The organism is Phaeacidiphilus oryzae TH49 (assembly GCF_000744815.1).
Lineage (GTDB): Bacteria > Actinomycetota > Actinomycetes > Streptomycetales > Streptomycetaceae > Phaeacidiphilus > Phaeacidiphilus oryzae.
Map to the genome: position 1 here is coordinate 1,132,755 of NZ_JQMQ01000005.1, position 23,920 is coordinate 1,156,674.

22 protein-coding genes are annotated in these 23,920 nt (G+C 74.9%); 11 read left to right on the forward strand and 11 right to left on the reverse strand.

Translation table 11 applies throughout. The features are described 5' to 3' along the window. Positions 1 to 4 precede the first annotated feature (4 nt). Genes BS73_RS09405 through BS73_RS09415 form a run of 3 tightly spaced genes read left to right on the forward strand, consistent with a single transcriptional unit; the run spans position 5 to position 3,191 of the window. The gene (locus tag BS73_RS09405) at positions 5 to 1,258 is read left to right on the forward strand and encodes a peptidoglycan-binding protein (RefSeq protein ID WP_051939744.1); all 1,254 of its coding nucleotides are present in this window, start codon (positions 5 to 7) and stop codon (positions 1,256 to 1,258) included. Then, on the forward strand, positions 1,255 to 1,989 hold the full coding sequence (locus BS73_RS09410; protein WP_051939745.1) for an ABC transporter ATP-binding protein: 735 nt from the start codon (positions 1,255 to 1,257) through the stop codon (positions 1,987 to 1,989). Before BS73_RS09405 ends, BS73_RS09410 begins: the two co-directional genes overlap by 4 nt. Next, positions 1,986 to 3,191: an ABC transporter permease gene (locus tag BS73_RS09415; RefSeq protein ID WP_037571055.1), complete on the forward strand. Its 1,206-nt coding sequence runs from the start codon at positions 1,986 to 1,988 to the stop codon at positions 3,189 to 3,191. The genes BS73_RS09410 and BS73_RS09415 overlap by 4 nt, the downstream gene beginning before the upstream one ends. Positions 3,192 to 3,295: 104 nt before the next feature. On the opposite strand, the gene ppk2 is transcribed toward BS73_RS09415, so the two are convergent. Together ppk2 and BS73_RS09425 are read right to left on the reverse strand one after the other, a co-directional pair. Further along, a complete protein-coding gene (gene ppk2, locus BS73_RS09420; RefSeq protein ID WP_084703929.1) occupies positions 3,296 to 4,177 on the reverse strand; it encodes a polyphosphate kinase 2 in 882 nt (293 codons plus the stop codon). Positions 4,178 to 4,264: 87 nt separating this feature from the next. Beyond that, positions 4,265 to 5,257: an ArsR/SmtB family transcription factor gene (locus tag BS73_RS09425; protein WP_037571056.1), complete on the reverse strand. Its 993-nt coding sequence runs from the start codon at positions 5,255 to 5,257 to the stop codon at positions 4,265 to 4,267. Positions 5,258 to 5,413: 156 nt separating this feature from the next. Between BS73_RS09425 and BS73_RS09430 the strand changes: the two genes are divergently transcribed. Then, a complete protein-coding gene (locus tag BS73_RS09430; protein WP_037571057.1) occupies positions 5,414 to 6,577 on the forward strand; it encodes an MFS transporter in 1,164 nt (387 codons plus the stop codon). Positions 6,578 to 6,610: 33 nt separating this feature from the next. On the opposite strand, the gene BS73_RS09435 is transcribed toward BS73_RS09430, so the two are convergent. Beyond that, the gene (locus BS73_RS09435) at positions 6,611 to 9,274 is read right to left on the reverse strand and encodes a hypothetical protein (protein ID WP_051939746.1); all 2,664 of its coding nucleotides are present in this window, start codon (positions 9,272 to 9,274) and stop codon (positions 6,611 to 6,613) included. Between the two features lie 205 nt (positions 9,275 to 9,479). Here BS73_RS09435 and BS73_RS09440 point away from each other — a divergent pair, with 205 nt between their 5' ends. The 3 genes from BS73_RS09440 (at position 9,480) to glnII (ending at position 12,183) form a co-directional block, all read left to right on the forward strand. Continuing rightward, positions 9,480 to 10,316, forward strand: coding sequence for a DeoR/GlpR family DNA-binding transcription regulator (locus BS73_RS09440; RefSeq protein ID WP_037571058.1), 837 nt, complete (start codon positions 9,480 to 9,482; stop codon positions 10,314 to 10,316). A 132-nt stretch (positions 10,317 to 10,448) separates the two neighbouring features. Further along, positions 10,449 to 11,063, forward strand: a complete 615-nt coding sequence (locus BS73_RS09445) for an SRPBCC family protein (protein WP_084703930.1) — start codon at positions 10,449 to 10,451, stop codon at positions 11,061 to 11,063. A 94-nt stretch (positions 11,064 to 11,157) separates the two neighbouring features. Beyond that, positions 11,158 to 12,183: a glutamine synthetase gene (gene glnII, locus BS73_RS09450; protein WP_037571059.1), complete on the forward strand. Its 1,026-nt coding sequence runs from the start codon at positions 11,158 to 11,160 to the stop codon at positions 12,181 to 12,183. Positions 12,184 to 12,294: 111 nt separating this feature from the next. Here glnII and BS73_RS09455 read toward each other — a convergent pair whose 3' ends face one another. Further along, the gene (locus BS73_RS09455; protein WP_037571060.1) at positions 12,295 to 13,395 is read right to left on the reverse strand and encodes a PLP-dependent cysteine synthase family protein; all 1,101 of its coding nucleotides are present in this window, start codon (positions 13,393 to 13,395) and stop codon (positions 12,295 to 12,297) included. Positions 13,396 to 13,612: 217 nt separating this feature from the next. Between BS73_RS09455 and BS73_RS34545 the strand changes: the two genes are divergently transcribed. Then, on the forward strand, positions 13,613 to 14,209 hold the full coding sequence (locus tag BS73_RS34545) for an ATP-binding protein (protein WP_152617561.1): 597 nt from the start codon (positions 13,613 to 13,615) through the stop codon (positions 14,207 to 14,209). Positions 14,210 to 14,306: 97 nt separating this feature from the next. Here the strand turns inward: BS73_RS34545 and BS73_RS09465 are convergent, their stop codons facing one another. After that, positions 14,307 to 14,696, reverse strand: coding sequence for an SHOCT domain-containing protein (locus BS73_RS09465; RefSeq protein WP_051939748.1), 390 nt, complete (start codon positions 14,694 to 14,696; stop codon positions 14,307 to 14,309). Between the two features lie 120 nt (positions 14,697 to 14,816). Further along, positions 14,817 to 15,581: an SDR family oxidoreductase gene (locus BS73_RS09470; protein ID WP_037571061.1), complete on the reverse strand. Its 765-nt coding sequence runs from the start codon at positions 15,579 to 15,581 to the stop codon at positions 14,817 to 14,819. A 101-nt stretch (positions 15,582 to 15,682) separates the two neighbouring features. Between BS73_RS09470 and BS73_RS09475 the strand changes: the two genes are divergently transcribed. Continuing rightward, positions 15,683 to 16,534 carry a helix-turn-helix transcriptional regulator gene (locus tag BS73_RS09475; protein WP_037571062.1) on the forward strand — a complete coding sequence of 284 codons (852 nt, stop codon included), beginning with the start codon at positions 15,683 to 15,685 and terminating at the stop codon, positions 16,532 to 16,534. Positions 16,535 to 16,568: 34 nt separating this feature from the next. Here the strand turns inward: BS73_RS09475 and BS73_RS09480 are convergent, their stop codons facing one another. Beyond that, positions 16,569 to 17,789 carry an ROK family protein gene (locus BS73_RS09480; RefSeq protein WP_235215360.1) on the reverse strand — a complete coding sequence of 407 codons (1,221 nt, stop codon included), beginning with the start codon at positions 17,787 to 17,789 and terminating at the stop codon, positions 16,569 to 16,571. A 26-nt stretch (positions 17,790 to 17,815) separates the two neighbouring features. Here BS73_RS09480 and BS73_RS09485 point away from each other — a divergent pair, with 26 nt between their 5' ends. Next, positions 17,816 to 19,087 (forward strand): MFS transporter, encoded by a 1,272-nt coding sequence (locus BS73_RS09485; protein WP_084704610.1) that lies wholly within the window; start codon positions 17,816 to 17,818, stop codon positions 19,085 to 19,087. A 32-nt stretch (positions 19,088 to 19,119) separates the two neighbouring features. Here the strand turns inward: BS73_RS09485 and BS73_RS09490 are convergent, their stop codons facing one another. Beyond that, positions 19,120 to 20,160 carry a saccharopine dehydrogenase family protein gene (locus BS73_RS09490; RefSeq protein WP_037571066.1) on the reverse strand — a complete coding sequence of 347 codons (1,041 nt, stop codon included), beginning with the start codon at positions 20,158 to 20,160 and terminating at the stop codon, positions 19,120 to 19,122. Between the two features lie 108 nt (positions 20,161 to 20,268). Here BS73_RS09490 and BS73_RS09495 point away from each other — a divergent pair, with 108 nt between their 5' ends. Next, a complete protein-coding gene (locus tag BS73_RS09495) occupies positions 20,269 to 21,324 on the forward strand; it encodes a helix-turn-helix domain-containing protein (protein WP_084703931.1) in 1,056 nt (351 codons plus the stop codon). Here BS73_RS09495 and BS73_RS09500 read toward each other — a convergent pair. From BS73_RS09500 to BS73_RS09510, 3 genes are all read right to left on the reverse strand, one after another. Further along, positions 21,236 to 22,009 carry an acyltransferase gene (locus BS73_RS09500; RefSeq protein WP_037571068.1) on the reverse strand — a complete coding sequence of 258 codons (774 nt, stop codon included), beginning with the start codon at positions 22,007 to 22,009 and terminating at the stop codon, positions 21,236 to 21,238. The two genes, BS73_RS09495 and BS73_RS09500, sit on opposite strands and share 89 nt — an antisense overlap. Positions 22,010 to 22,084: 75 nt before the next feature. Beyond that, positions 22,085 to 22,843 (reverse strand): enoyl-CoA hydratase family protein, encoded by a 759-nt coding sequence (locus BS73_RS09505; protein ID WP_051939749.1) that lies wholly within the window; start codon positions 22,841 to 22,843, stop codon positions 22,085 to 22,087. 50 nt (positions 22,844 to 22,893) lie between these two features. Further along, positions 22,894 to 23,844, reverse strand: coding sequence for a DUF389 domain-containing protein (locus BS73_RS09510; RefSeq protein WP_037571069.1), 951 nt, complete (start codon positions 23,842 to 23,844; stop codon positions 22,894 to 22,896). Positions 23,845 to 23,920: the final 76 nt, after the last annotated feature.

Here is a 23,920-nt window from a genome sequence, read left to right on the forward strand (position 1 = left end):
AAGGATGACGACCACTCAGGAAAGCCCTTCCGGGAGCCCGTACGAGAGCCCCTCCGAGAGCCCGTACGAGGGTCCCTCCGCGACCGGGCCGGCCGAGGAGGAGCAGGCCGCGTCGCCGCGGCGGGGCAGGCGCGCCGCCCTCGCGGCCCTCGTCCTGGTCCTGTGCGGGGCGGCCGCGGCCGGCGGGGTGCTGGCCGCCCGTCGCGGCGGCGCCGGCGGCGCCGCGCCCGCCTCCGCCCCGGTCTCCACGGCCCCGGTCACCCGCACCGACCTCCGCCAGTACCAGCAGTTCGACGGCACCCTCGGCTACGCCGACAGCTTCGACGTCCCCGCGGGCCACAGCTCCGGGACGCTCACCTGGCTGCCGTCGGTCGGCGACCGGATCTCCCAGGGGGCCCGGCTCTTCGCCGTGGACGACCGCCCGGTGACGCTGCTGTACGGAAGCGTCCCGCTGTGGCGCCCACTCCACACCGGCGTCGCCGACGGACCGGACGTCAAGGAGCTCAAGGAGGCCCTGAAGGCCCTCGGGTACGGCCCCGGCCTGGCCGACGACTCCCACTACTCGCAGGCGACGGCCGACGCCGTCCGCGACTGGCAGGGCGATCTCGGCCTTCCGCAGAACGGCACGGTCGCACCGGGAGACGCGGTCGTCGAGCCCGGACAGGTCCGGGTCACCGGGGTACGCGCGGCGGTGGGCGCACCCGCCGTGGGCACCCTCCTCTCCCTCAGTTCGACCCGTCGCCAGGTGAGCGTCCAACTCCCGGTGGACCAGCAGCAGTTGGCACACGTCGGGGACGCCGTCACGGTGGCCCTGCCGACCGGCGGCGGAACCACCGGCCATGTGCTGTCGGTCGGTACGGTGGCGACCGGCGCGGCCTCCGGCTCCGGCAGCGGCTCCGGATCCAGCGGCGCGGGTGCCGGTGCCGCGCCCGACCCCGGCAGCACCGGCGCCTCCGGCTCGGTGCAGAACGCCACGGTCCCGGTGCGGATCGGGCTGGACCACCCGTCCTCGGCGGGGAGCCTGGACGGCGCCCCGGTCACGGTCTCCTTCACCAGCCAGGTCCACCACGGTGTGCTGACCGTCCCGGTCTCCGCGCTGCTGGCCCTCGCCGGCGGCGGCTACGCGGTCGAGGAGGTGGAGCCGGGCGGGGCGACCCGCCTGCTGGCGGTCACCCTCGGGATGTTCGCCCAGGGACGGGTGGAGGTCTCCGGTGCCGGACTGGCCCCCGGCGTCCGGGTGGAGGTCCCCTCCTCATGACGGCCCCCGCAACCGCGCCGCCCGCGACGGCGGCGCCCGCGACCCCGGTGCTCGAACTCCGCCGCGCCGGCCGGCGGTACCCCGGCGGGGTCCGCGCACTCGACGACGTCTCGCTGCGGGTGGAACGCGGCGAGATGCTGGCGGTGGTCGGACGGTCCGGCTCCGGGAAGTCCACCATGCTGCAGCTGCTGGGCACCCTGGACCGCCCCAGCGAGGGCAAGGTCCTGGTCCGCGGCCACGACGTCGACGAACTGACGGACCGTCAACTCTCCGCCGTACGGGCCCGCTGGATCGGCTTCGTGTTCCAGCAGTTCTTCCTCTCCCCCGGCCTCGACGCGGTGGACAACGTCGCCCAGGGGCTGCTCTACGGCGGCGCCCCGGCCCGGCGCAGGCGGGCCGCCGCCGAGGAGGCCCTGCGCCGGGTCGGCCTCGGCCACCGGCTGCGGCACCGCCCGCACCAGCTCTCCGGGGGAGAGCGCCAGCGGGTCGCCATCGCCCGCGCCATCGCGGCCCGCCCGGCGGTGCTGCTCGCCGACGAGCCGACCGGGAACCTCGACTCGGCGGCCGGAGAGGGGATCATGTCGCTGCTGCACGGTCTGCACGCGGAGGGCTCCACCATCGTGGTGATCACCCACGACCGGTCCCTCGCGGAGCGGATGCCCGGCACGGTCGAACTGCTGGACGGCCGGGTCGTCAGGGACACCCGCGAGCGGGCGGGGGCGGCGCGGTGACCGGGCCGGTTCCGCTGCCGCGCCCCGCCCGCCTCCGACCGGCCGACGTCCTGCGGGTGGGCGTGGCCGGACTGCGCGGACGGCGGCTGCGCGCGGTGCTCTCCGCCCTGGGCATCGCCATCGGGATCGCCGCGATGGTGGCCGTCCTGGGCATCAGCGACGCGGGCAAGGCCGACCTCCTCGCCCGGATCGGGCGTCTTGGCACCAATATGCTCACCGTCTCCCCCGGCCAGGACGTCTTCGGCCGCAGCACCGAACTGCCCGCCGACGCCGAGGAGATGGTGCGCCGGATCGATCCGGTGCAGTCCGCGACGGCGACCGGCCTCGTGCAGGGCGCGACCGTCCGCCGTACCGATCTGATCGATCCGCGGGCCACCGGCGGGATCGCGGTGGCCGCGGCCCGCACCGAACTGCTCGGCACCGTCCGCGGGGCGGTGGCCTCCGGCTCCTTCCTCAACGCCGCCACCGCGCGGTATCCGGCGGTGGTGCTGGGCTCCGTCGCGGCCTCGACGCTCGGCATCGACCACCCGGGCGAGGAGGTCTGGATCGCGAACCGCTGGTTCACCGTCATCGGGCTGCTCCAGCCGGTGGCCCTGGCCCCCGAGCTGGACCGCTCCGCCCTGGTCGGCTGGCCGGAGGCGCAGCGCGAACTCGGCTTCGACGGCCGCCCGACCACCGTCTACGAGCGCTCGGCGGACGAGGAGGTGGACGCCGTCCGCGGGGTGCTCGCGGCCACCGCCGATCCCGCGCATCCGGAGGACGTCAAGGTCAGCCGTCCCTCGGACGCCCTCGCCGCGCAGCTCGCCGCGAAGTCCGCCTTCACCTCGCTCTTCCTGGGGCTGGGCGCGGTGGCGCTGCTGGTCGGCGGGGTGGGGGTGGCGAACACCATGGTGATCTCGGTACTGGAGCGCCGCCAGGAGATCGGGCTGCGGCGCGCGCTGGGCGCCGCGCGCGGACAGATCCGGCTGCAGTTCCTCACCGAGTCGGTGGCCCTCTCCGGAGGCGGCGGCCTCTGCGGCGCGGTGCTGGGCAGCGGGATCAGCGCCGGCTACGCCCTGTGGCGCCACTGGCCGGCCACCGTCCCCCCGGAGAGCCTCGCGGCCGGGGCCGGCTCCGCGCTGGTGATCGGCACCCTCGCGGGCCTCTATCCGGCCGGTCGCGCCGCCCGGCTCTCCCCGACCGAGGCGCTCAACACGGTCTGAGCCGCCGCCGCGGAACGGCCCCGCCGGGCGTACCGCCCCGGCGGGGCCGGGGGCCGACCCCGGCCGAAGCGGGCCTTCGCCAGCCGGCGTTCACCAGCCGGCCTTCATCGACCGGCGTTCACCGACCCGCCCTCATCGCCCTGCCTTCGTCGGCCTTCCTTCGCCGCCTTCCCCGATCTCCCCGGCTTCCCGGACCGCGCCACCGTCTCGGCGTGGTCGGGGACATAGGTCTGCAGATCGCGCGGCGGTCGCTGGTAGCCGTTGGCCGGCGGCCGCTCCGGGATCTTCAGCACCGGGCGCTCCACCGCCCGGTACGGGACCGTGGACAGCAGATGGGCGATCATGTTGATCCTGGCCCGCCGCTTGTCGTCGCTCTCCACCACGAACCACGGGGACTCGGGGGTGTCGGTGTAGACGAACATCTCGTCCTTGGCCCGGGAGTACTCCTCCCAGCGGGTGAGCGACTCCAGGTCCATCGGCGAGAGCTTCCAGCGGCGCATCGGGTCCTCGGCGCGCTTGCGGAAGCGCTCCTCCTGCATCGCGTCGCTCACCGAGAACCAGTACTTGCGCAGCAGGATGCCGTCCTCGATCAGCATCCGCTCGAAGACCGGGCACTGGTGGAGGAACCGCCAGTACTCCTCCTTGGTGCAGAAGCCCATGACGTGCTCGACCCCGGCCCGGTTGTACCAGCTGCGGTCGAAGAGGACGATCTCCCCGGCCGCCGGCAGATGCTCCACGTACCGCTGGAAGTACCACTGGCTCCGCTCCCGCTCGGTGGGCGCGGGGAGCGCGGCGATCCTGGCCACCCGCGGGTTCAGATACTCCGTCACCCGCTTGATGGTGGAGCCCTTGCCGGCCGCGTCCCGCCCCTCGAAGACCACCACCAGCCGGACGCCCTCGGCCTTCACCCACTCCTGCATGGTCACCAGCTCGGCCTGGAGCCGGCCCAACTCGCTCTCGTACGCCGCCCGCGGCAGCCGCCTCATCCGCGCCACCTCCTTCGCCCCCAGCAGAGCAGCACAGCGGGATGACGGCGAGCCGGCGAACGGCCCCGCTGCTCCGCCGCCCCTCCGCTACGCCTCCGCCCGCCCGCGCACCAGCGCGTCCCCCAGCGCGGTGCGCCGGTAGAGCACCGAGCGGCCGGAGCGGGCCCGGGCCAGCAGTCCCGCCCCGCGCAGCACAGCGAGATGGTCGCCCACCGCGCCCGGGGCGAGCCCGAGGCTTCGGGCGAGCTGGCTGGTACTGGCCGGGGTGGCCAGCTGGACCAGCAGCAGCGCCCGGGACCGGCCGACCACCGCGGCCAGCGCGCCGAGGGCGTCCGGGTCCGGCGCCGCCCGCTCCCACAGCACGGAGGTGCCGCGGGCCCGGTAGATCACCGCCCTCGGCCAGGGGTCTTCGTGGAAGGCGGCGATCCCCGGCGAGACCAGCACCGAGGGCACCAGCAGCAGGCCCTCCCCGGCCAGGTCCACCTCCAGGTCCGGCCCGCTCATCGGCAGGGTGAGCCGCCCGCCCCGCCAGGCGAGGGCCGGATGCAGCTCCTCCACCGCGACCTGCCAGCCGCGCGCCCCGATCACGCCGACCCGGTGCACCACGTCGCGCTCGCAGACCGCCCGCAGCTGCGGCCACTCCGGGGCGAGGAGCGCGTGCCAGGCCCGGTCCATGGCGGCCGCCACGGTCTCCACCACCTCCGCGGAGGCCAGCACCTCAGCCGCCCGGGGCTCCCGGGCCGGTGCCCGGCGGAGCAGCCCGTCGATCTCCCGCCGGGCCACGGCCGGCGGGGTGGCCCGGACCGCCGCGAGGTCCTCCTCCCAGGTCTGGGCGAGCCCCCGGGGCGGCGGGGCGATGAAGTCCGCCCCGCTGCGGGCGGTGTGGAGGGCGAGGACGGCGGCGAGGGCCGGGTCCCGGCGCAGCCGGGCGAAGACCGGGCCGAGCCGGGCCGCCCAGTCGGCCGGCAGCGCCTCGTCCCGGCCCGCCAGCCGGCGCAGCAGGCAGCCCAGCTCGAAGACCGGCGACAGCGCGAACCGGCTGCGCAGCAGGTCCTCGGCGGAGGTGGCGAAGCTGAGCACGGCACCACGATAGAGCGGCGGCGGCCGACCTTACGCCCTGGGACGAAACATTCGCGGTCCCCCGGGCGGCTCCCCCAGGCTGCTCCCCGTGACCACCGCACCCCGCCGACGGCCGCCCCGGCCGCGCCCGCCCGTCCCCGCACCGCCTACCGGGAGGTGCTGGCCGAGCCGCGCTTCCGCCTCCTCTTCCTCACCCGGGTCCTTGAGGTGACCGCCGGCTCGCTGCGGATCAGCACCTTCTCCGCGCTGGTCTACGCGGGCACGGGCTCCGCGCTGCTCAGCGCGCTCGCCTTCGGCGCCGGCTTCCTCCCGCAGGCCCTCGGCTCGCTGCTGTTCGGCGCGCTGGCCGACCGCCTCCCACCTCGGGCGCTGATCACCTGCGGCTATCTGCTGGAGGGCGCCGCCTCGGCGCTGATCGCGCTGACCCGGATGCCGGTCTGGGCGGCCCTCGGCCTGATCGCCCTGGTCGCCCTCGGCACCCCGGTGTTCAGCGGGGCCTCCGGGCGGCTGGTGGCCCGCTGGCTGACCGGCGACGCGTATGTGCTGGGGCGCTCCCTCAGCAACATGGCCGGGAGTGGCGCGCAGCTCTTCGGCCTGGCCCTCGGAGGCGCCGCCGTCGCCGCCCTCGGCCCGCGCGCCGCGCTGGCGGGGGGCGCGGCGATCCACCTCCTCTGCGCGGCCGCGATCCGGCTGCGGCTGCCGCGGATCGCGGTGGAACGCAGGGCCGCGGCGAGCGGCGGCACCCTGCGTCGCAGCCTGCGCGGGAACCGGGAGCTGCTGGGCGAGCGCCCGGTCCGCCGCCTGCTGCTCGCCCAGTGGCTGCCCAGCGCCTTCGTCGCCGGCGCGGAGGGCCTGATCACCGCGTACGCGGGCGGCCGCGGCCTCCCCGCCGGCAGCTACGCGGTGCTGATGGCCTGCCTGCCGGTCGGCATGCTCCTCGGCGACCTGCTGGTCGGCCGGTTCGTCCGCCCGGCCCGGCGGGAGCGGCTGGTGGTGCCGCTGATCGCGCTGATGGGCCTACCGCTGCTGGGGTTCGCCGCGGAGCCGGGGCGCCTCCTCGCCGCCGTCCTGCTGCTGGCGGCGGGCTTCGGCTTCGCCCACGGGCTCGGCCTGCAGCGCGAGTTCCTCGCGGCGCTGCCCGAGGAGGGGCAGGGCCAGGCCTTCGGCCTCCTCGGCTCCGGGATGATGACCCTCCAGGGCCTCGCCCCGGCCTGCGTGGGCGCCCTCGCCCCGCTCACCGGCACCGGCGGCGCGATGGCCGTGGCAGGCGTCGGCGCGCTGGGCACCGCCGGCTGGATCCTCGCCTGGCGGCGGCGCTGACGCCAGCCGGCGCCGACGCCGGCGCGGTCCGGCTCAGACCTCGCGGAGGATCCGCGCCCGCTCCTCCGCGAACCGCGGGTCCGCCTGGTAGTGGGAGTGGGCGTTGATCGGGACCGGCAGCGGGTGGCCGTCCAGGTCCCGGTCGAAGACCAGCGGGTCGACGAAGGGCTCGGCGTCCACCGGCTCCTCGCCGGCCGGCACGGCCACCCGCACGGGCCCGCCGATCGGGTCGGTGATCCGGAAGAGGTTGCGCCAGGCCGGCGCGTCCCGGTGCAGCCAGGAGAGCTGGGACGGGCCGAAGTAGGCCGGGAAGTACCGGCCGTAGAGCCGGCGCAGCGGCGACCCGTAGGTCAGCAGGGCCACCCGGCGCCGGGTCCTCGGATCCAGCTGCCAGACGGCGGAGGCCGCCAGCACCGTCCCCTGCGAATGGGCCGAGAGCACCAGCCGGCGGTCGGGGTCCTCGGCCAGCCAGGAGCTGATCCGCCAGACCAGGTCGGGGACGGCGCGCTCGGCGTAGCAGGGCGGCGCGAAGGGGTGGGCCGCACGCGGCCAGAAGGTGCCGATGTCCCACAGCACGCCGACCGTCCGCCGCACCCCCACCTTGCGGTACGCCGTCCGGCCGAGCCCGACCAGCGCCACCGCGGTGGCGGCCACCAGCCAACTGCCCAGCGCCTGGGCGGTGGTGACGGCGTAGGAGAGGAAGAGCGGGGCGTGCGCGGCGGCCTGTGAGGGGATCTGCCGGGACGCCTCGGCCCCGGCGATGGCCGCCGCCCCCAGCACGAAGGCGATCGCCGCGAGGGTGCCGAGGAGCAGCGGCCCTGCCTCGGTGAGCCGGGCACGGGCCATCGCCCCGGCGATCTCCCGGGTCCGCCGCTCCGCCTCGCCCGCCTCCACCCGGTAGGCCCGTTCCACCTGCGGGCCGAGCGCCCGCGACCGGCGGAGGGTGAGCACCACCGGGCCGAGGAGGAGCAGCGCCAGCAGCAGAAGGGCGACCGGCAGCCCGGCGTCGTTCCAGCTGAGCATGGTCGGCGGCCCGGAGATGTGGCCGCCGGGCGCGCCGGGGGTGGCTCCCCGGTCCAGCCAGTCGGCCACCCAGACCGAGACCGCGGCCGTGAAGAGCGCCCCGAGCCCCCCGCCGAGGAGCACCGTCACCGCCCCGCCGACACCGCCGAAGGCCACCCGGTCCGAGCCGCCGAACCCCTCGTCCCCGCCGGCCGCCCGCACCCCGGGACCGGGCACGACGACCGGCGCCTCCGCCGCCGCGGGGCCCGCTCCGGCCGCGTGCGTCGAGGGCGTGGCCGTCACCGCCGCGCCCGCCGAGTCGTCCGCCGGGCGCCGGCCCGCCGGAACGGCCGGGGCCGCCGGAACGGCCGGAGCCGCCGGCCGCCCCTCCGCGCCGACGCCCGCAGCGGGCCCGGCCGGCCCGGCGGACCCGCCGTGCGCGTGAGGCTCGACCGCCTCAGCTGCCTCACCGGACATAGCTGCCCCACCGGCCCCAGCTGCCTCACCGGACTCGTCGGCCGCAGCGGCCTCCGCGTCCGCCCGCGCCGGCCCCCGCCGGCAGTACGGCAGGGAGACCGCCAGCACCCCCAGCGCCAGCACCAGTTGGGCCCCGCACATGGCGACCATCGCGGCCGAGGCACCCGGCAGCGTGCCCGTGGAGACCCAGCCCGGCCGGGACCAGCCGGCGTACACCGCGGAGCCCAGCAGCGCCGCCAGCCCCGCCCACGGCAGGGCCCGCAGCAGCGGGTTCTCCCGGCCGGGGTCCAGCGCGCCCGGGCCGTCGGTCCGTCGCGACGCGACCAGGCCCGCCAGAACTCCCGCCGCCAGCAGGGCGATCACCGCCATCAGCAGCCACCCGGCGACCGCCGCCCCGCGCGAGCCGTCCGCGTCGAACCGCAGCGCGGGCAGCGCCACCTCGTACGCGACCGTCAGCAGCCCGGCCGCGACGTGCACCAGGCGCAGCCGCCGCACCACCCCGAGTCCGCACCAGAAGCCGGGTTGCTGCATCGGCCCCGCGGGCCGCCAGTCCCCGCGCCCGCCCGGCATCCGGGCCGCCTCGTACGCGGCCCAGGTGCGGTGGGAGAGGAACCACAGCAGGCCGACCACGGCCACCGGCACCGCCGCGCAGACCGCGATCCGCCGCCCCGGCTCGCTCCACCAACCGCCGTGCGCCGCCGAGAGCCAGCCCAGCCAGGACTTCCCCGAGGAGCACCACCGGCTGCCCGCGCACTGCCAGGCGGTGAGGTCGAGCGCCACCTCACCGGCCGCGCCCACCATCAGCACCGTGAGGCCGAGCCCGGCCAGCCGCGCCAGCAGTCCGTACGCCCCGGCGGCCACCCGGCCCATCCGCGCGGGCCGCATCCAGTACGCCAGATTGGCCACCATGAACGGCAGGAGCAGCAGCCAGAACGCCCGGGCGCCGCTGCCGGAGGTCAGGTTGCCCCAGGAGTAGGCCTCCTGGACCACCCGCGCCCGGGAGTCCCGCTCGTCCGCCCGCCGGTAGGTGCCGGCCACGTCGTCCCCGGTGACCCGGACCACCCGGGGGTCCTCCAGCATGTCGGCGGGGGTCGTCCCGCCGACCCCGTGCACCAGCAGCTCCAGCGCCGGATGGGCCGGGGCCCGGGCCGGTTCCGCCCCGGCCGGTCGCACCCCGGGGGCCGTCCGGGCGCCCGCCGTTGAGTCGGCCACCGTCATCGTCCGCTCCCCCGCTCCGTTCCGATCCCGCCGAGTCGTGCGACTCGTCGCAATCATCCCGGTTCCGGGGCCGCCCGGGAGGCAACATGCACGGGATCGCCCCAGGTTCCTGACAGCGTGCTGTTCCGGTCAGCGCACCCATGCGAACATTGCCCTCTCAACGCGGCAGGACGCCGCGTAGCCGAGGGAAGGCGGGGCGGCAGCGGTGGCCGAGAACAGCAACCTGCTGGCCGAGCAGCGGCGGGCGATGATCCTGGACGAGGTGCGCCGGCGCGGCGGCGTCCGCGTCAACGAGCTGACCAAGCGGCTCAACGTCTCGGACATGACGGTCCGCCGGGACCTGGACGCCCTCGCCCGGCAGGGCGTGGTGGAGAAGGTGCACGGCGGCGCCGTCCCGGTGGTCGAGGCGAGCACCCACGAGCCCGGCTTCGAGGCCAAGTCCAGCCTGGAGCTGACCGCCAAGGAGGACATCGCCCGGGCGGCCGCCCGACTGGTCCCGCCCGGCAGCGCGGTCGCCCTCTCCGGCGGCACCACCACCTTCGCCCTGGCCCACCACCTCCTCCAGGTGGACGGGCTGACCGTGGTGACCAACTCGGTACGGGTCGCGGACGTCTTCGAGCACGCCCAGCGCCAGCCCGGAGGCGCCGGCACCCGCGGCACGACGGTGGTGCTCACCGGGGGCGTGCGCACCCCCTCCGACGCGCTGGTCGGCCCGATCGCCGACCGGGCGATCCGCTCGCTCCACTTCGACCTCCTCTTCCTCGGCTGCCACGGGCTCTCCCTGGAGGCCGGGCTCTCCACCCCCAACCTCGCGGAGGCGGAGACCAACCGCTCCTTCGTCGCCTCGGCCCGCCGGGTGATCGCGGTGGCCGACCACACCAAGTGGGGCACGGTGGGCCTGTCCACCTTCGCCGCCCTGGACCAGATCGACACCCTGGTCACCGACGCCGACCTGCCCGCGGAGATCCGCGCCGCCCTCGCCGAGCAGGTCCGCGAACTGGTGATCGCCGGCGCGGAACCGGAGACCGCCGCGCAGAACTGACCCCCGGCCGACCCCCGGCCGCCCCTCCGCCGACCCCCGGCTGACGTGTACATCCCCCGGTGCGTACTGGACCGCTGACACTCCGTCACCTAAGCTGATCTCTTTCATCCCCGACGGACTGGAGGTGGCGCGATGGTACGCAGGGTTCTGCGTCCCGAACCGTTGGCCTTCGTCGAGCGAGCCCCCCTCCGGCTCATCCACACGGCCGGACTCTCCGCCCCGCCCGACGCGGTCTTCGCCGAGCTGGCCGAGCACCCGGAGGACTGGCCGCGCTGGTTCACCGCGATCCGGGAGGCCGGTTACGCCGGCAGCCCGCCCTACGGGGCCGGCACCGGCCGGGTGATCCGCCTTCGCGGCGGGGTCCGCTTCGTCGAGACGGTGATCGCCTGGGAGCCGGGCGAGCGCTATGCCTACCGGGTCGAGGAGACCAACGCCCCGGGCGTCCGCGCCCTGGTCGAGGAGTGGCGGCTGGCCCCGGGCCCGGACGGCTCCGGCACCCAGGTGACCTGGACCATGGCGGTGGACTGCGTCCCGCCCGCCGGCGCCCTCCTCGGACGGTCCCGAGGCCCGCTCCGCCGGGTCTTCGCGGAGGCCGCGGCCCGACTGGACGAGCGGGCCGGCCGCCGGGGCATCCCGGATCCCCGGACCGGCGCCGAGCCGGATTCCGAGCCGGATTCCGAGCCTGCTTCCGAGCCGGGCGCCGGCGGCGCGGCCGCCCCGGAGGAGCGGAACCAGACAGTCCGGTAACACGGTGTTCACATCAGAGCAATGATCGGGAAATCGCAGGTTGCGAGGGTGCGGGCGAAGAATCCACCCCGAGGAACCCGAGGACCCACCCACCGTGAGCTACCTGGCCGAGTACATCTGGATCGACGGCACCAAGCCGACCGCGAAGCTCCGTTCGAAGACCAAGGTCCTCGCCGACGGCGCGAAGCCCGGCACCTGGGGGTTCGACGGCTCGAGCACCAGCCAGGCCGAGGGCCACGCCTCGGACCGGGTCCTCAAGCCGGTCGCCAGCTACCCGGACCCGATCCGCGGCGGGGACAACGTCCTGGTGCTCTGCGAGGTCTTCAACATCGACGACACCCCGCACGAGTCCAACACCCGCGCCCTGCTGCGGCCGGTGGCCGAGCAGTTCGCCGGCCAGGAGCCGATCTTCGGGATCGAGCAGGAGTACACCTTCTTCCAGGGCGCCCGCCCGCTCGGCTTCCCGGAGAACGGCTTCCCGGCCCCGCAGGGCGGCTACTACTGCGGCGTCGGCGCGGACGAGATCTTCGGACGGGAGATCGTCGAGAAGCACCTGGAGAACTGCCTCAAGGCGGGCCTGAACATCTGCGGCATCAACGCCGAGGTGATGCCGGGCCAGTGGGAGTTCCAGGTCGGCCCGGTCGGCCCGCTCGAGGTCTCGGACGAGCTGTGGGTGGCCCGCTGGCTGCTCTACCGCACCGCCGAGGACTTCGGCGTCTCCGCCACCCTCGACCCCAAGCCGGCCCAGGGCGACTGGAACGGCGCCGGGGCGCACACCAACTTCTCCACCAAGGCGATGCGCGAGGAGGGCGGTTACCAGGCCATCGTCACCGCCTGCGAGGCGCTCGGCGCCGAGGGCAAGCCGGAGGAGCACATCCGCCAGTACGGCGCCGGCGTGGAGACCCGCCTCACCGGCGCCCACGAGACCGCCCCGTGGAACGAGTACAGTTACGGCGTCTCCGACCGCGGCGCATCGGTCCGCATCCCGTGGCAGGTCGAGGTGGAGAAGAAGGGCTACCTGGAGGACCGCCGCCCGAACGCCAACGTCGACCCGTACGTGGTCACCCGCCTGCTGGTGGACACCTGCTGCGCGGCCCTGGACAAGGCCGGCGAGGCCTGATCCCGGCGCGCCTGACGCACCGTCAGCACCGCGCGCCGGCAAGCGCCTCCGCATGACTCGGCCCGCCCGGGGGTCCCGTACCCGGGCGGGCCGACCGCTGCCCGGCCCCGGTCAGCCGGACCACTCGCCGGTCTTCAGGAAGTCCCGGATCACCTCCGCGTAGGGCTCGAGATCAAGGCCCTGGGCGGCGACCCACTCGTCCGAGTAGTACTTGTCCAGGTAGCGGTCGCCCGGGTCGCAGATCAGCGAGACGACGCTGCCCCGCTCGCCGCGCCGGCGCATCTCCGCGACGATCCGGAACGCGGCCCACAGCCCGGTCCCGGTGGACCCGCCCGCCTTCCGGCCCAGGGTGCCCTCAAGCGCCCGCACCGCCGCCACTGACGCGGCGTCAGGAACCTTCATCATCCGGTCGATCGCGCCCGGGACGAAGCTTGGCTCCATCCGCGGCCGGCCGATCCCCTCGATCCTGGAGCCGGTCTCGCAGCACAGTCCGGCGTCGCCGCTGCGCCAGCCGTCGAAGAACACCGAGTTCTGCGGGTCGGCCACGCAGATCCGGGTGTCGTACTGCATGTAGTGGACGTACCGGGCGATGGTGGCGGACGTGCCGCCGGTACCCGCGGTGGCCACGATCCAGGCCGGTTCTGGGAACCGCTCCAGGCGCAACTGCTGGTAGACCGACTCGGCGATGTTGTTGTTGCCCCGCCAGTCGGTGGCCCGCTCGGCATACGTGAACTGGTCCATATAGTGCCCGCCGGTCTCCGCCGCCAGCCGGGCGGACACCTCGTAGACCGTACGGGGGTCGTCGACCAGATGGCAGCGGCCGCCGTGGAACTCGATCAGGCCGACCTTCTCGCAGCTGGTGGTGCGGGGCATGACGGCGATGAACGGGACCCCGATCAGCTGGGCGAAGTGCGCCTCGGAGACGGCCGTGGAGCCGCTGGAGGCCTCGATCACCGGCCGCCCGGGCCGAATCCAGCCGTTGCACAGCCCGTAGAGGAACAGCGACCGGGCGAGCCGGTGCTTGAGGCTGCCGGTCGGATGCGTGGACTCGTCCTTGAGATACAGGTCCACCCCCCACTCCTCGGGCAGCGGAAAGCTCAGCAGATGGGTGTCGGCGGAGCGGTTGGCGTCGGCCTGCACCCTGCGCACGGCGTCCTTGAGCCAGGCCCGGTACGAGGGATCGGTCCGGTCCTCGTCGAGAGTGGATTCCATAACGAGGATAATAACCGAGTGTGACAACCGAACACTATAAGTAGCCATTTTTGGAATTGTGAAAGCCGCTTATGCCAAGACCATTTCCGTGCGACTTGCGCGGAATCGATCCTGGCTTCAGGCTGTAGCCGTCGCTATTCGTCGCGACCCAATCACTCTGCGCGTTCGGGGCACTGGGCGCGGAGTCGGCCCCACTTCGGAGGGAGTCGTGCTCGTGATGGAGGATCAGGACAGGACGTATGAACTGCGGCTCACCGCGGAACCCGCGAGGTTCGGCATGGTGCGCCGCATCGTCCAGGCCCACTTGAGGTACTGGGGACTCACCCCGCTGATCGACCAGGCCCTGCTGGGCCTCAGCGAACTGCTGAACAACGTGCACCAGCACGTGGCCGACGACCCCGAGTGCGTACTCGGTCTCAGCACCAGCGGTGGCACCCTCACCGTGTCGGTGCACGACAACGACCCCACCCTGCCGTGCCGGCTCGAGTCGGACGCCTGGGAGTCGGTCGGCCGCGGGCTGGCCGTGATCGCCGCACTCAGCAAGGAGTGGGGCGCCATCCCCGAGAGCGCCGGCAAGACCGTCTGGTTCTCCCTCGAACCGGTCACCGCCTCGCTGGTCGAACCGCCCGCGGTGCCCCGCGCCGAGCAGGGCCTGCCCGTCCAGACCAGCGGGCAGACCACCAGCCGCTGGCTGCTGGAGCATCCGGTGCTCCATCTCACCCCGCTGGCGATGCCGCAGGCGGCGCCGGACGACGCCGATCTGGGCGCCGCCGAGCCGGAGCTCAGCCGGGCCCGTCCCGAGCTGACCCGGTAACCGGGGAGCACGTCGGCGAAAGCGCGCCGGGCGCGGACCACTTCGGTCCGCGCCCGGCGCGCTTTCGCCGTGGCGGGCAGCGCCCGCCGCGGTTTCCTCACCTCTCCGTCGGCGGGTCCTGCGGGGCGTCCGCGGGCGGCGCCGCCTCGGTCCCGGTGACCGTCGGCCCCGGCGCCGCCGGGTCCTCGTCGGTCAGGACGCTCAGCCGGGCCCGGTACTCGTACTCGTCCAGCTCGCCCTCGGCGTAGCGGCGCTTCAGCACGTCCACCGGTTCCGGGACGCCGCCCCGGAAGAACTGCTGGGTGCCGGCCGCTCCGGCCGCTCCGGCCTGCCGTACGGCGGCCCACGGCGGGCCGCCCCGCCACCCCCTGGACCGGCGGACCAGCGTCACCACGCCGAACACCACGGCGGCCCAGAAGAGCGGCACCAGCAGGATCCACGGCCCGGGACCGCCGTGCCAGCCGTCGGCCAACAGGGTCTGGTACATCGCGTGCTCCTCGCTCTCAGCCGCGCCCTCCGCGGCTTCCTGACATCGAGGCTCGCGCGTTCCGGCGCCCGGGGCGTCGGCCCCCGGCAGACACTTCCGCTACCACCCGGGGAGTACGGACTACTTGCCGTGGGGGTCCGCCTGGTTGAGGGTCGCGACCACCTGGTCGTAGTCGCCGCGGGCCTCGCCGTAGCGGAGGAACTTCACCCGCTCGACCTGGATCTCGCGGGCGTCCGGCTGCGACTCGATCAGGCCGACCACCTCGGAGACGAACTCGTCCAGCGGCATCGCGAACTCGCTCTCCTCCTGCCCGGGGAGCAGCGCGGTGCGGACCGCCGGCGGCACCAGCTCCACGATCCGCACCGAGGTGTCGGCGAGCTGGAGCCGCAGGGACTCGCTCAGCATGTGGATCGCGGCCTTGGAGGCGTTGTAACTCGGCGTGACCTTGAGCGGCGCGAAGGCCAGCCCCGAGGAGACGGTCATGATCGTGGCGTCCGGCTGCGCCTGGAGGTGCTCCACGAAGGCCCCGATCAGCCGGATCGGCCCGAGGACGTTGGTCGTCACCACGGACTCGGCGGACTCCAGGAAGGACTCGGGCCGATGCCAGTCCTCGACCCGCATCACACCGGCCATGGCGACCAGGACGTTCAGGTCCGGGTGCTTGGCCAGCACCTCGTCGGCGGCGGAGGCGATGCTCGCCGGGTCGGTGGTGTCGATCTGCACGGTGTCCAGGCCCGGGTGCTCGGCCGCGATCCGGTCCAGCAGCTCGGCGCGCCGGCCGCCGACGATCACGGTGTTCCCCCGGGACTGGAGCTCCAGGGCGAGGGCGAGGCCGATGCCGCTGGTGGAACCGGGGATGAAGACGGTGTTTCCGGAGATGTTCATGACTCCACTCTGACCCCCTTCCCGGCCTTGGTGCAGAGAGCGCTTATCGGGGGATTCGCGGTCCCTGGTTCGGTTCCGGAGCGCCGCCGATAATCGACGGCATGGACCGTGCCGCACTCGCCGAATTCCTGCGCAGCCGCCGCGAGGCGCTGCAGCCCGAGGACGTCGGGCTGCCCGCGGGCGCCCGCCGCCGGACCCGCGGACTGCGGCGGGAGGAGGTGGCCTCGCTGGCGGTGATGTCCACCGACTATTACACCCGGTTGGAGCAGCAGCGCGGCCCGCAGCCGAGCGAGCAGATGCTCTCCTCGCTGGCCCGGGCGCTGCGGCTGACCAACGACGAGCGGGCGTATCTGTACCGGGTCGCGGGCCATTCGGCGCCCGAGTCGCGGTCGGCCGACCCGCATGTCGCCCCCGCGCTGCTGCGGGTGCTCGACCGGCTCTCCGACACCCCGGCGCTGATCCTCTCCGACCTGGGCGAGACGCTGGTGCAGAACGCGATGGCGGCCGCGCTGCTCGGCGACGCCTCCGGCCACACCGGCCCGGCGCGCAGCGAGGTCTACCGGTGGTTCACCGACCCCTCGGCGCGGCTGCGCTACCCCGAGGCGGACCGGGACCGGCAGAGCCGCGCCCAGGTGGCCAACCTGCGCGCCTCGTACGGGCGGCACGGTGCGCGCTCGCGGGCCGGCGAGCTGGTGCGGCTGCTGCAGAGGGCGAGCGCGGAGTTCGCCGAGCTGTGGGAGCGGCAGGAGGTCGCCCAGCGCTTCCAGGACCACAAGACGCTGATCCATCCGGAGCTGGGCGAGATCGAGGTCGACTGCCAGGTCCTGTTCACCGAGGACCAGTCCCAGGCCCTACTGGTGCTGACCGCTCCCCCGCGCACCGAGGCCGAGGAGAAGCTGCGCCTCCTCTCCGTCCTCGGCCTCGACCGCTTCGCTCCCGCGGAGCGCGGCTAGCGCCGGATCAGCCAGGGTCGGCCCGGCGCAGTGCTCACGCGCAGGTCAGAGGGTCGTCCAGGACCGGCTGCCAGGCCAGTTCCGCCGCGCCGACCAGATCCGGCTCGCCGAGTTGCGCGGCGACGATCGGGATACGGCCGGAGCGCCCCCAGTAGGCCCGCTCGGCGACCACCCGGGCCAGCCGCTCCGGCTCGGCGGCCAGCAGATCCGCGTGGAGGGCGCCCAGCACCACCCGGTCCGGGTTGAGGAGGTTCACCATCCCGGCGATGCCCAGCCCCAGCCGGTCGACCACCTCGCGCACGGCCTCCCGCACCCGCGGCTCCGTGCCGCGCTCCCGCAGCAGCGCCTCCGCCTGCTCCAGCACCGGCTGCCCGTCCACCGCGCCGACGCCGGCGGCGGCCAGCAGCGCCGGGGGATCGGCCTCCACGTCCAGGCAGCCCCGCCGGCCGCAGGCGCAGAGCCGTGCCCCGTCGTCCTGACGCACCGTCAACTGCCCTACCTCGATGGCCAGTCCGCTGCTGCCCTGATGCAGCCGGCCGTCCACCACCAGGCCGCCGCCGACCCCGCGGTCGCCGGTCATCACATAGAGGAGGTGCCGGGCGTCCCGGCCGGCCCCGTGCCGGTGCTCGGCCAGCGCGGAGAGGTTGGCGTCGTTGCCGATGAATCTCGGCAGCTCCAGGCCCACCCGCCGGACCTCGTGGTCGAAGAGCTCGCCGACCGGGGTGTTCGGCGGCCAGTCCAGGTAGATCGCGGCCAGCGCCGTCCGGTCCGGAACGGTGACCGGCGACGGGACGGAGAGCCCGAACCCCAGGCAGCGCCGGGCACTGCCGCCCACCAGCCGCGCCCCCGCCTCCGCCACCGCCCGCAGCACGGGTTCGGGTTCGGCCGGACGGGGCAGCGGCAGCCGCAGCCGCGGCTCCACGATCACCGCCCCGAGCCCGACCAGGGCGACCTCGATCCCGCCCGCGTGCACCCGCGCGGCCAGCACCACCGGACCGTCCTCGGCCGGCGCCAGCCGATGCGAGGGCCGGCCCCGGCCGCTGCTCACCAGCGGACTGGTGTCGATCGAGATCAGCCCCAACTGCCGCAGCTCCGCGGCGATCGCGCCGGCCGTGCCGCGGGTGACGCCGAGGGCTGAGGTGAGCGACGAGCGGGTCGGCGCGCGCCCGGTGTGCACCAGGGCGAGGGCGGGTCCGAGGGCGGCCCGGCCGCGATCCGCGTGCTGGCTTGCAGGGCTTGTCCTGATCTGGGTCACACCCCTATTCTCATTTTGTGCCGCAGATGAACAAAACCCAGCCGGTCACCTCCGGTCCGCAGCGAGCACTGCGGCGGCATCTCCACGCCCAGTGGCCGGCCGCGCGGACCGCGGTCACCGGGTTCTTCCTGCTGGACGGCTTCCTCTTCGCCACCTGGGTGGTGCGCATACCGCCCATCAAGGCCCAGGTGCACGCCTCACCGGGCGCCCTCGGCCTGGCCCTCCTCTGCATATCCCTCGGTGCCGTCCTCACAATGGCCTTCACCGGCCGGGCCTGCGTCCGGTTCGGCACCGCGCCGGTGACCGCGGCCACCGCCGTGCTGCTCAGCCTCGCCCTGGCGCTGCCGCCGCAGACCCACTCGGTGCTGCTGCTCGGCCTCAGCCTGTTCGTCTTCGGCATCGGCTACGGCGGTCTGAACGTCGGCATGAACAGCGCCGCGGTCGACCTCTGCGCGGCCCATCCGCGCGTCCAGATGCCGTCCTTCCACGCCGCGTTCAGCCTCGGCGGCCTGCTCGGCTCCCTGGTCGGCGGCGCCGTCGCGACCGGTCTCACCCCCGCCGTCCACCTCGCGCTGGCCGGGCTGATCGGCCTGCTGGTCACCGCCTGGGCCGGCACCGTCCTGCTGCGCAACCCGGTCGCCCCGGCGACCGCGCAGCCGCCGTCGGCCGCCGACCGCGCCCCGGACGGGCGCGACCGTACTCGGGCCCGCACCCGCGCCGTCGCCGCCGGCTCCACCCTCCTGGTCGTCCTGATCGGCCTGGTTGCCCTCTGCGACGCCTACGGCGAGGGCGCGCTGGCCGACTGGACCACCCTCCACCTCAGCAGCGACCTCCACGCCACCCCGGCCGTGGCGGCCTGGGGCTTCTCCGCCTTCTCCATCGCGATGACCGCGGGCCGGCTGGCCGGCACCCGCGCGCTGGACCGGCTCGGCCCCACCCGGCTGCTCTCCGGCGGGGCCGGCCTCGCCGCCGCCGGCATGCTGACCGCTGCGCTGAGCCCGTCGATCGTCCCGGCCATCCTCGGACTGCTGCTGGTCGGCCTGGGCCTGGCGAACATCTTCCCGGTGGCGATGGACCGGGCGGGGGCGCTGCGCGGCGCCCACGGCGTGGCCACCGCCTCCACCTTCGGCTACGGCGGGATGGTGATCGGCCCGCCGGTGATCGGCTTCCTGGCCCAACTCGCCGGCCTGCCGCTGGCGCTGGTGTCGGTCGCACTGCTGGCGGCGATCTCCGGCACCCTCGCGCTGGTCGTCGCCCGTGCGAGCCGCCCGGCGCCGCCCGCCGCCGACGCGGCCTGACCCCGCGCGCCCAGGGGAGGTGCGCCCACCTCCTAGGACCGCGGCGCCCACTCCAGGTCGAGCACCGGGGAGAGCGCCCGGAGGAAGTCGGGCGCGTCGAAGACGGCCCCGGCCGAGGCGACCCCGGTGGTCCTGGTCCGCCCGCTCAGCACGCGGTCGACCGCCTCCGCCACCAGCGGCGCGGTCACCGCGTAGATGTCCCGGCCGCTCGCCGCCGCCCGGCGCTCGCGGCCGCCCGAGCGCACCACCACGTCGACCGTGAAGGTCTGCGCCGACCGTCCGCGCTCGTCGGCCGCGACCGGCGCGGGGGTGTCCGGGTCCGACAGCTCCCGGGCCGCCTCGATCGCCATGTGGGTGCGCACCTCGGGCACGTCCAGATGGCTGGGGACGGTGACCACGTCGGCCATCGTGAACTCCCCGACGACCTCCCGCGGGCCCGTCGGCGCCGGGAACTCCCACCGCAGGTGCACCGGCCGCTCGTCATGCCGCTCCAGCCGCCCGCCGCGGAAGCGGATCCGCTGCCCGCCCCGCCGCTGGTGGGAGACCGCGCCCGAGGCGCGGGTGCCGGCGGTGGGCTGCCAGCCGCTCAGCCCGTAGGCGATCTCGATCTCGTCGGCGGCGCTCCAGTCGCCCATCGCGGCGGTGGCCAGCAGGTCGCCGAGGCCGCCGTAGAAGGCCATCGCGGGCACCACCGTCGCCCCCGCCGCCCGGGCGCGGTCCGCGAACCGGGCGAAGGTGTCGACGTTCGCCTCGATCTCGGCGGCCACGTCCAGATACGGGATGCCGGCCCGGAGGGCGGCCTCGATCAGCGGGCCGGCCGTGGCGGCGAACGGCCCGGCGCAGTTGACCACCGCCGCCGCGCCGGCCAGCGCGCTGTCCAGGGCGGCCGGATCGTCCACCGAGGCCGGTCGGGCGTCCAGCCGGCCGCCGAGCTCCTCCGCCTGCTCCTTCAGCCGGACGGCGTCGCGCCCGGAGAGGATCGGGCGGTGCCCGCGCTCCAGCAGCTCGTCGACCACGAACCGGCCGGTGTGACCGTACGATCCGAACACCGCCACCGCAGACCCTGACGCCATGTCATCTCCTGTGCTGGAACCACCCGTTGACCTCTGACCCGGTCATCCTTCCGGGCCTGCCGACCGGAGGCGAGTGTCCGTAACGACAGGACCCGTACACTTCCGGACATGGGAACGGTCGCCATCGCCGTCACCGACGGCATGCTGCAGTTCGAACTGTCCGTGGCGTACGAGATCTTCGGCAGCGCCCCGGCCGGCGTAGGGGTCCCCTGGTACGAGGTGTCCGTCTGCGGGCCGGGGGCGGTCCGGGTGGGCCGGTTCCTGATGGAGCCGGACCGCGGCCTGGAAGGGCTCCGGGACGCCGGGACGGTGATCGTTCCCGGCTGGGACGACGTCGACCGGCCGCCGTCCGCCGCGCTGGTCGAGGCGGTGCGCGCGGCCCACCGGGCGCGGGCGCGGGTGGCCTCGCTCTGCACCGGCGCCTTCGTCCTGGCGGCCGCCGGTCTGCTGGACGGCCGGCGGGCCACCACCCACTGGGCGCACACCGACGTGCTGGCCGCCCGGCATCCGCTGGTCGAGGTGGATCCGGACGTCCTCTACGTGGACAACGGCAGCGTGCTCACCTCGGCCGGCAAGGCCGCCGCCGTCGACCTGTGCCTCCATCTGGTCCGGCTGGACCACGGCTCGGCGATCGCCAACGCCGTCGCCCGCCGCCTCGTCGTACCGCCGCACCGGGAGGGCGGGCAGGCCCAGTTCGTCACCACCCCGGTGCCCGCCCCGGACCACCATCCGCTCGCCGAGCTGCTCCCCTGGGTGCTGGAGCGCCTGGACGAGCCGCTGACCGTGCAGGACCTGGCCCGCAGGGCGCGGATGAGCTCACGCCATCTCGGCCGGCACTTCCGGGCGGCGACCGGCACCACCCCGCTGCGCTGGCTGCTCTCCCAGCGGATCCGGCACGCCCAGGAGCTGCTGGAGACCACCGACGACAGCGTGGACGCCATCGCGGCCGCGACCGGGATGGGCACGGCGACGACGCTGCGCCGGCACTTCCACCGCACGGTCGGGGTGCCGCCGGACACCTACCGCAGGACCTTCCGCTCGCGGGCGCTGCCGGTGGCCACCGGCGGCGACCGGATCAGCCCACCGCGTCCGCGTCCGGGTCCGGCTCCCGAGGCGGCGGCCGCAGATCCCAGCCGAGGAGGGCGACCAGCTGCTCGTGGGTGACGCCCTCGGGGATGGGCGGCGGGGCCGGATTGCGGAAGGGCGGGTTCCACCCCGCCTCCGGCGTGAAGCTCCGCACCACCTTCGCGGGGGCGCCGGCCACCACCGAGTGGTCCGGAACGACGCCGCGCACCACGGAGTTGGCGGCCACCACCACGTTCCGGCCGAGCTTCGAGCCGGGCAGGATCACCGCCCCCGTGCCGATCCAGCTGCCGTCGCCGATCTCGACCGGGTCGTTGCGCGGCCACTGCTTGCCGATCGGCAGCTCGGGGTCGCGGTACTCGTGGTTCTGGTCGCTGAGATAGACGTACGGGCCGGTCCAGACGTTGTCGCCGAGCACGATCGACTGGTGGCCGACGAGATGGCTGCCCCGGCCGATGACGCAGCCGCCGCCGATCCGGATCACCGGGTCGGGACCGAGGTCCAGCCCGGGCACGAAACCGGCGCTGAGGGTGACCCGCTCGGCGATGATGCAGTACGGGCCGATCTCGATCCACTGCTCGTTGAAGACCGCGCCCTGCGGGAACGCGAGGCTGCTGCCGGCCCCGAGCTGACGGAACCTCGTCCGCCCGGGCCGCTCCGCGGTCACCGCCCCGTTGGCCTGCGCCCAGGCCCATCCCCGATGCACCACGCGAGTCTTCACGCGCCGCACCCCGTCCCCCAGCGCGCCCCACGCGTTCTTCGGCATGCGCCACAGGTTACTTCGCGGTACACCACCAGCGAACCCCGGGTCGCGACCCCCCGCGCCGCCGGACGGCACGCGCTACCGCGCCCACCTCGGCGCGCGGCGCTCCAGGAAGGCGCGCATGCCCTCCCGCGCCTCCTCGGAGGCGAACAGGCGGGCCGACTGCGCGGCGAAGTCCTCCGCGTCCCGCTCGAACACCTGCCGCACCCCCGCCGTGACCAGCCGCTTCGTCTCGGAGAGCCCCTGCGGCGACGCTGCCCTGAAGGCGTCGAGCAGCGGCGCCAGCGCCTCCTCCGCCCCGCCCTCGAAGGCCAGCGTCACCAGCCCGATCCGCGCCGCCTCGGCCGCGCCGAACTTCTCCCCGGTGAGGTACCACCGCCCCGCCGCCCGCGGATCGATCCGCGGCAGCAGCGGCAGCGAGATCACCGTGGGCGCGAGCCCCAGCCGCACCTCCGTGAAGGCGAAGGTGCTCTCCGGCCCGGCCAGAGCGAGATCGCAGGCGCCGAGCAGCCCCAGCCCGCCGGCCCGGACGTGACCCGTGGTCACCCCGACCACCGGCTTCGCGAGTTCGACGATCCCGCGCATCAGCCCGACCAGCCGCCGCGGCCCCGCCGCCGGGTCGCTGCCGGTCGCCTCGGAGAGGTCCATCCCGGAGCAGAACACCCGTCCCGTATGGGCCAGCACGACGGCCCGCACCTCCGGGTCCTTCCCCGCCTCCGCGAGCGCCTCCTCGAACTCGTCCATCAACTGCGCCGACAGCGCGTTGCGGTTGTTCGGAGAGTCCAGGGTCAGCGTGGCGACGGCCTCCGCCACCTCGTATCGCACCAGCGCGGTCATCGCGAGCACCCTTTCCCGGCATTCGACGGCTGTGTCGTCCGCCGCCGAGGCTACCCCCGACTCCTGCGCCGCTCGGCGAAGATCGTCAGAGCCCGCCAGCTCACCCGCTGCGCCAGCAGCGTCACCGTGCCGGCCGCCACGATCCCGCCGAGGTTGACGAAGAGCTGGGTGAAGGAGCCGAGCGCCTGGTGGAGGTCCCCGTAGTACAGCGCGATCGCCGCGTTCGCCGCCGCCGGCACGGTGGTCACCGAGATCGCCACGCCGACCAGCGCCCCGGTCTTGGACGAGGTCAGCGAGAGCATCCCGGCCACCCCCGCGAGCGCCGCGACCACCAGCGACATCAGGTTCGGCTGCCAGATGAACGCGGTCGCCGGCCGCGGCCCCTCGAACTGCGAGCGGTGGATCAGCCCGGCCGCGTCCAGCGCCGCGACGAACGCGTAGGTCAGCACCATCGCCACGACGAAGCTGACCACCAGGGTGCTCAAGGACCGCAGCGACCACCGGAGCCGCCCCTGCACCAGCGAGACGCAGAACGCGGCCAGCGGCCCGAACTCCGGCCCGACCGCCATCGCGCCCACGATGAGGATGGCGCTGTCCAGCATCACGCCGCAGGCGGCCAGCATGGTGGCGACCGCGAGGAAGGCCAGGAAGGTGAGGCTGATCACCGACTCGTCCCGGGCCGCCTCGGAGACCTGCGCCCAGATCACCGCGTCCGCGCCCTCCCCGGGCGCCTCCCGTTCGGCCTCGGCGACGTGCGGGGAGAGCACGGCGCCGCTGTCGGAGACCGCGATGGCGCCCCGCTCCTCCAGCCCGGCCGCCTTCAGCTCGTCCAGCAGCGCGTCCGCCGCCTCCCGCGCGACATCGCAGATCACCAGATCCCCGGCCGGCCGCAGGCCCGCGCCCGGGACCCGGACCACATGCGCGACCCCGGCGCACCCGGCGAGCCGCTCGCGGACCGGGTCGTGCAGTTCCGGCGGCACGATCAGGCGCAGTTGCAGCATGCGGGGGTCCCCTCCCGGGTCGGCGTCCTCGACCCGCAGAGCTTACGGAGTACCGCCCACCGCACCGGCCTCCGGC

Excerpts from the sequence above, each read along its gene's own strand:
- BS73_RS09485 (WP_084704610.1), top strand. The coding sequence starts at position 17,816 with ATGAACAAAACCCAGCCGGTCACCTCCGGTCCGCAGCGAGCACTGCGG.
- BS73_RS09470 (WP_037571061.1), bottom strand. The coding sequence starts at position 15,581 with ATGAACATCTCCGGAAACACCGTCTTCATCCCCGGTTCCACCAGCGGC.
- BS73_RS09445 (WP_084703930.1), top strand. The coding sequence starts at position 10,449 with ATGGTACGCAGGGTTCTGCGTCCCGAACCGTTGGCCTTCGTCGAGCGA.
- BS73_RS09435 (WP_051939746.1), bottom strand. The coding sequence starts at position 9,274 with ATGACGGTGGCCGACTCAACGGCGGGCGCCCGGACGGCCCCCGGGGTG.
- BS73_RS09405 (WP_051939744.1), top strand. The coding sequence starts at position 5 with ATGACGACCACTCAGGAAAGCCCTTCCGGGAGCCCGTACGAGAGCCCC.
- BS73_RS09465 (WP_051939748.1), bottom strand. The coding sequence starts at position 14,696 with ATGTACCAGACCCTGTTGGCCGACGGCTGGCACGGCGGTCCCGGGCCG.
- BS73_RS09490 (WP_037571066.1), bottom strand. The coding sequence starts at position 20,160 with ATGGCGTCAGGGTCTGCGGTGGCGGTGTTCGGATCGTACGGTCACACC.
- BS73_RS09500 (WP_037571068.1), bottom strand. The coding sequence starts at position 22,009 with ATGCCGAAGAACGCGTGGGGCGCGCTGGGGGACGGGGTGCGGCGCGTG.
- BS73_RS09455 (WP_037571060.1), bottom strand. The coding sequence starts at position 13,395 with ATGGAATCCACTCTCGACGAGGACCGGACCGATCCCTCGTACCGGGCC.
- BS73_RS09410 (WP_051939745.1), top strand. The coding sequence starts at position 1,255 with ATGACGGCCCCCGCAACCGCGCCGCCCGCGACGGCGGCGCCCGCGACC.
- BS73_RS09495 (WP_084703931.1), top strand. The coding sequence starts at position 20,269 with ATGGGAACGGTCGCCATCGCCGTCACCGACGGCATGCTGCAGTTCGAA.
- BS73_RS09505 (WP_051939749.1), bottom strand. The coding sequence starts at position 22,843 with ATGACCGCGCTGGTGCGATACGAGGTGGCGGAGGCCGTCGCCACGCTG.
- BS73_RS34545 (WP_152617561.1), top strand. The coding sequence starts at position 13,613 with ATGGAGGATCAGGACAGGACGTATGAACTGCGGCTCACCGCGGAACCC.
- ppk2 (WP_084703929.1), bottom strand. The coding sequence starts at position 4,177 with ATGAGGCGGCTGCCGCGGGCGGCGTACGAGAGCGAGTTGGGCCGGCTC.
- BS73_RS09475 (WP_037571062.1), top strand. The coding sequence starts at position 15,683 with ATGGACCGTGCCGCACTCGCCGAATTCCTGCGCAGCCGCCGCGAGGCG.
- BS73_RS09510 (WP_037571069.1), bottom strand. The coding sequence starts at position 23,844 with ATGCTGCAACTGCGCCTGATCGTGCCGCCGGAACTGCACGACCCGGTC.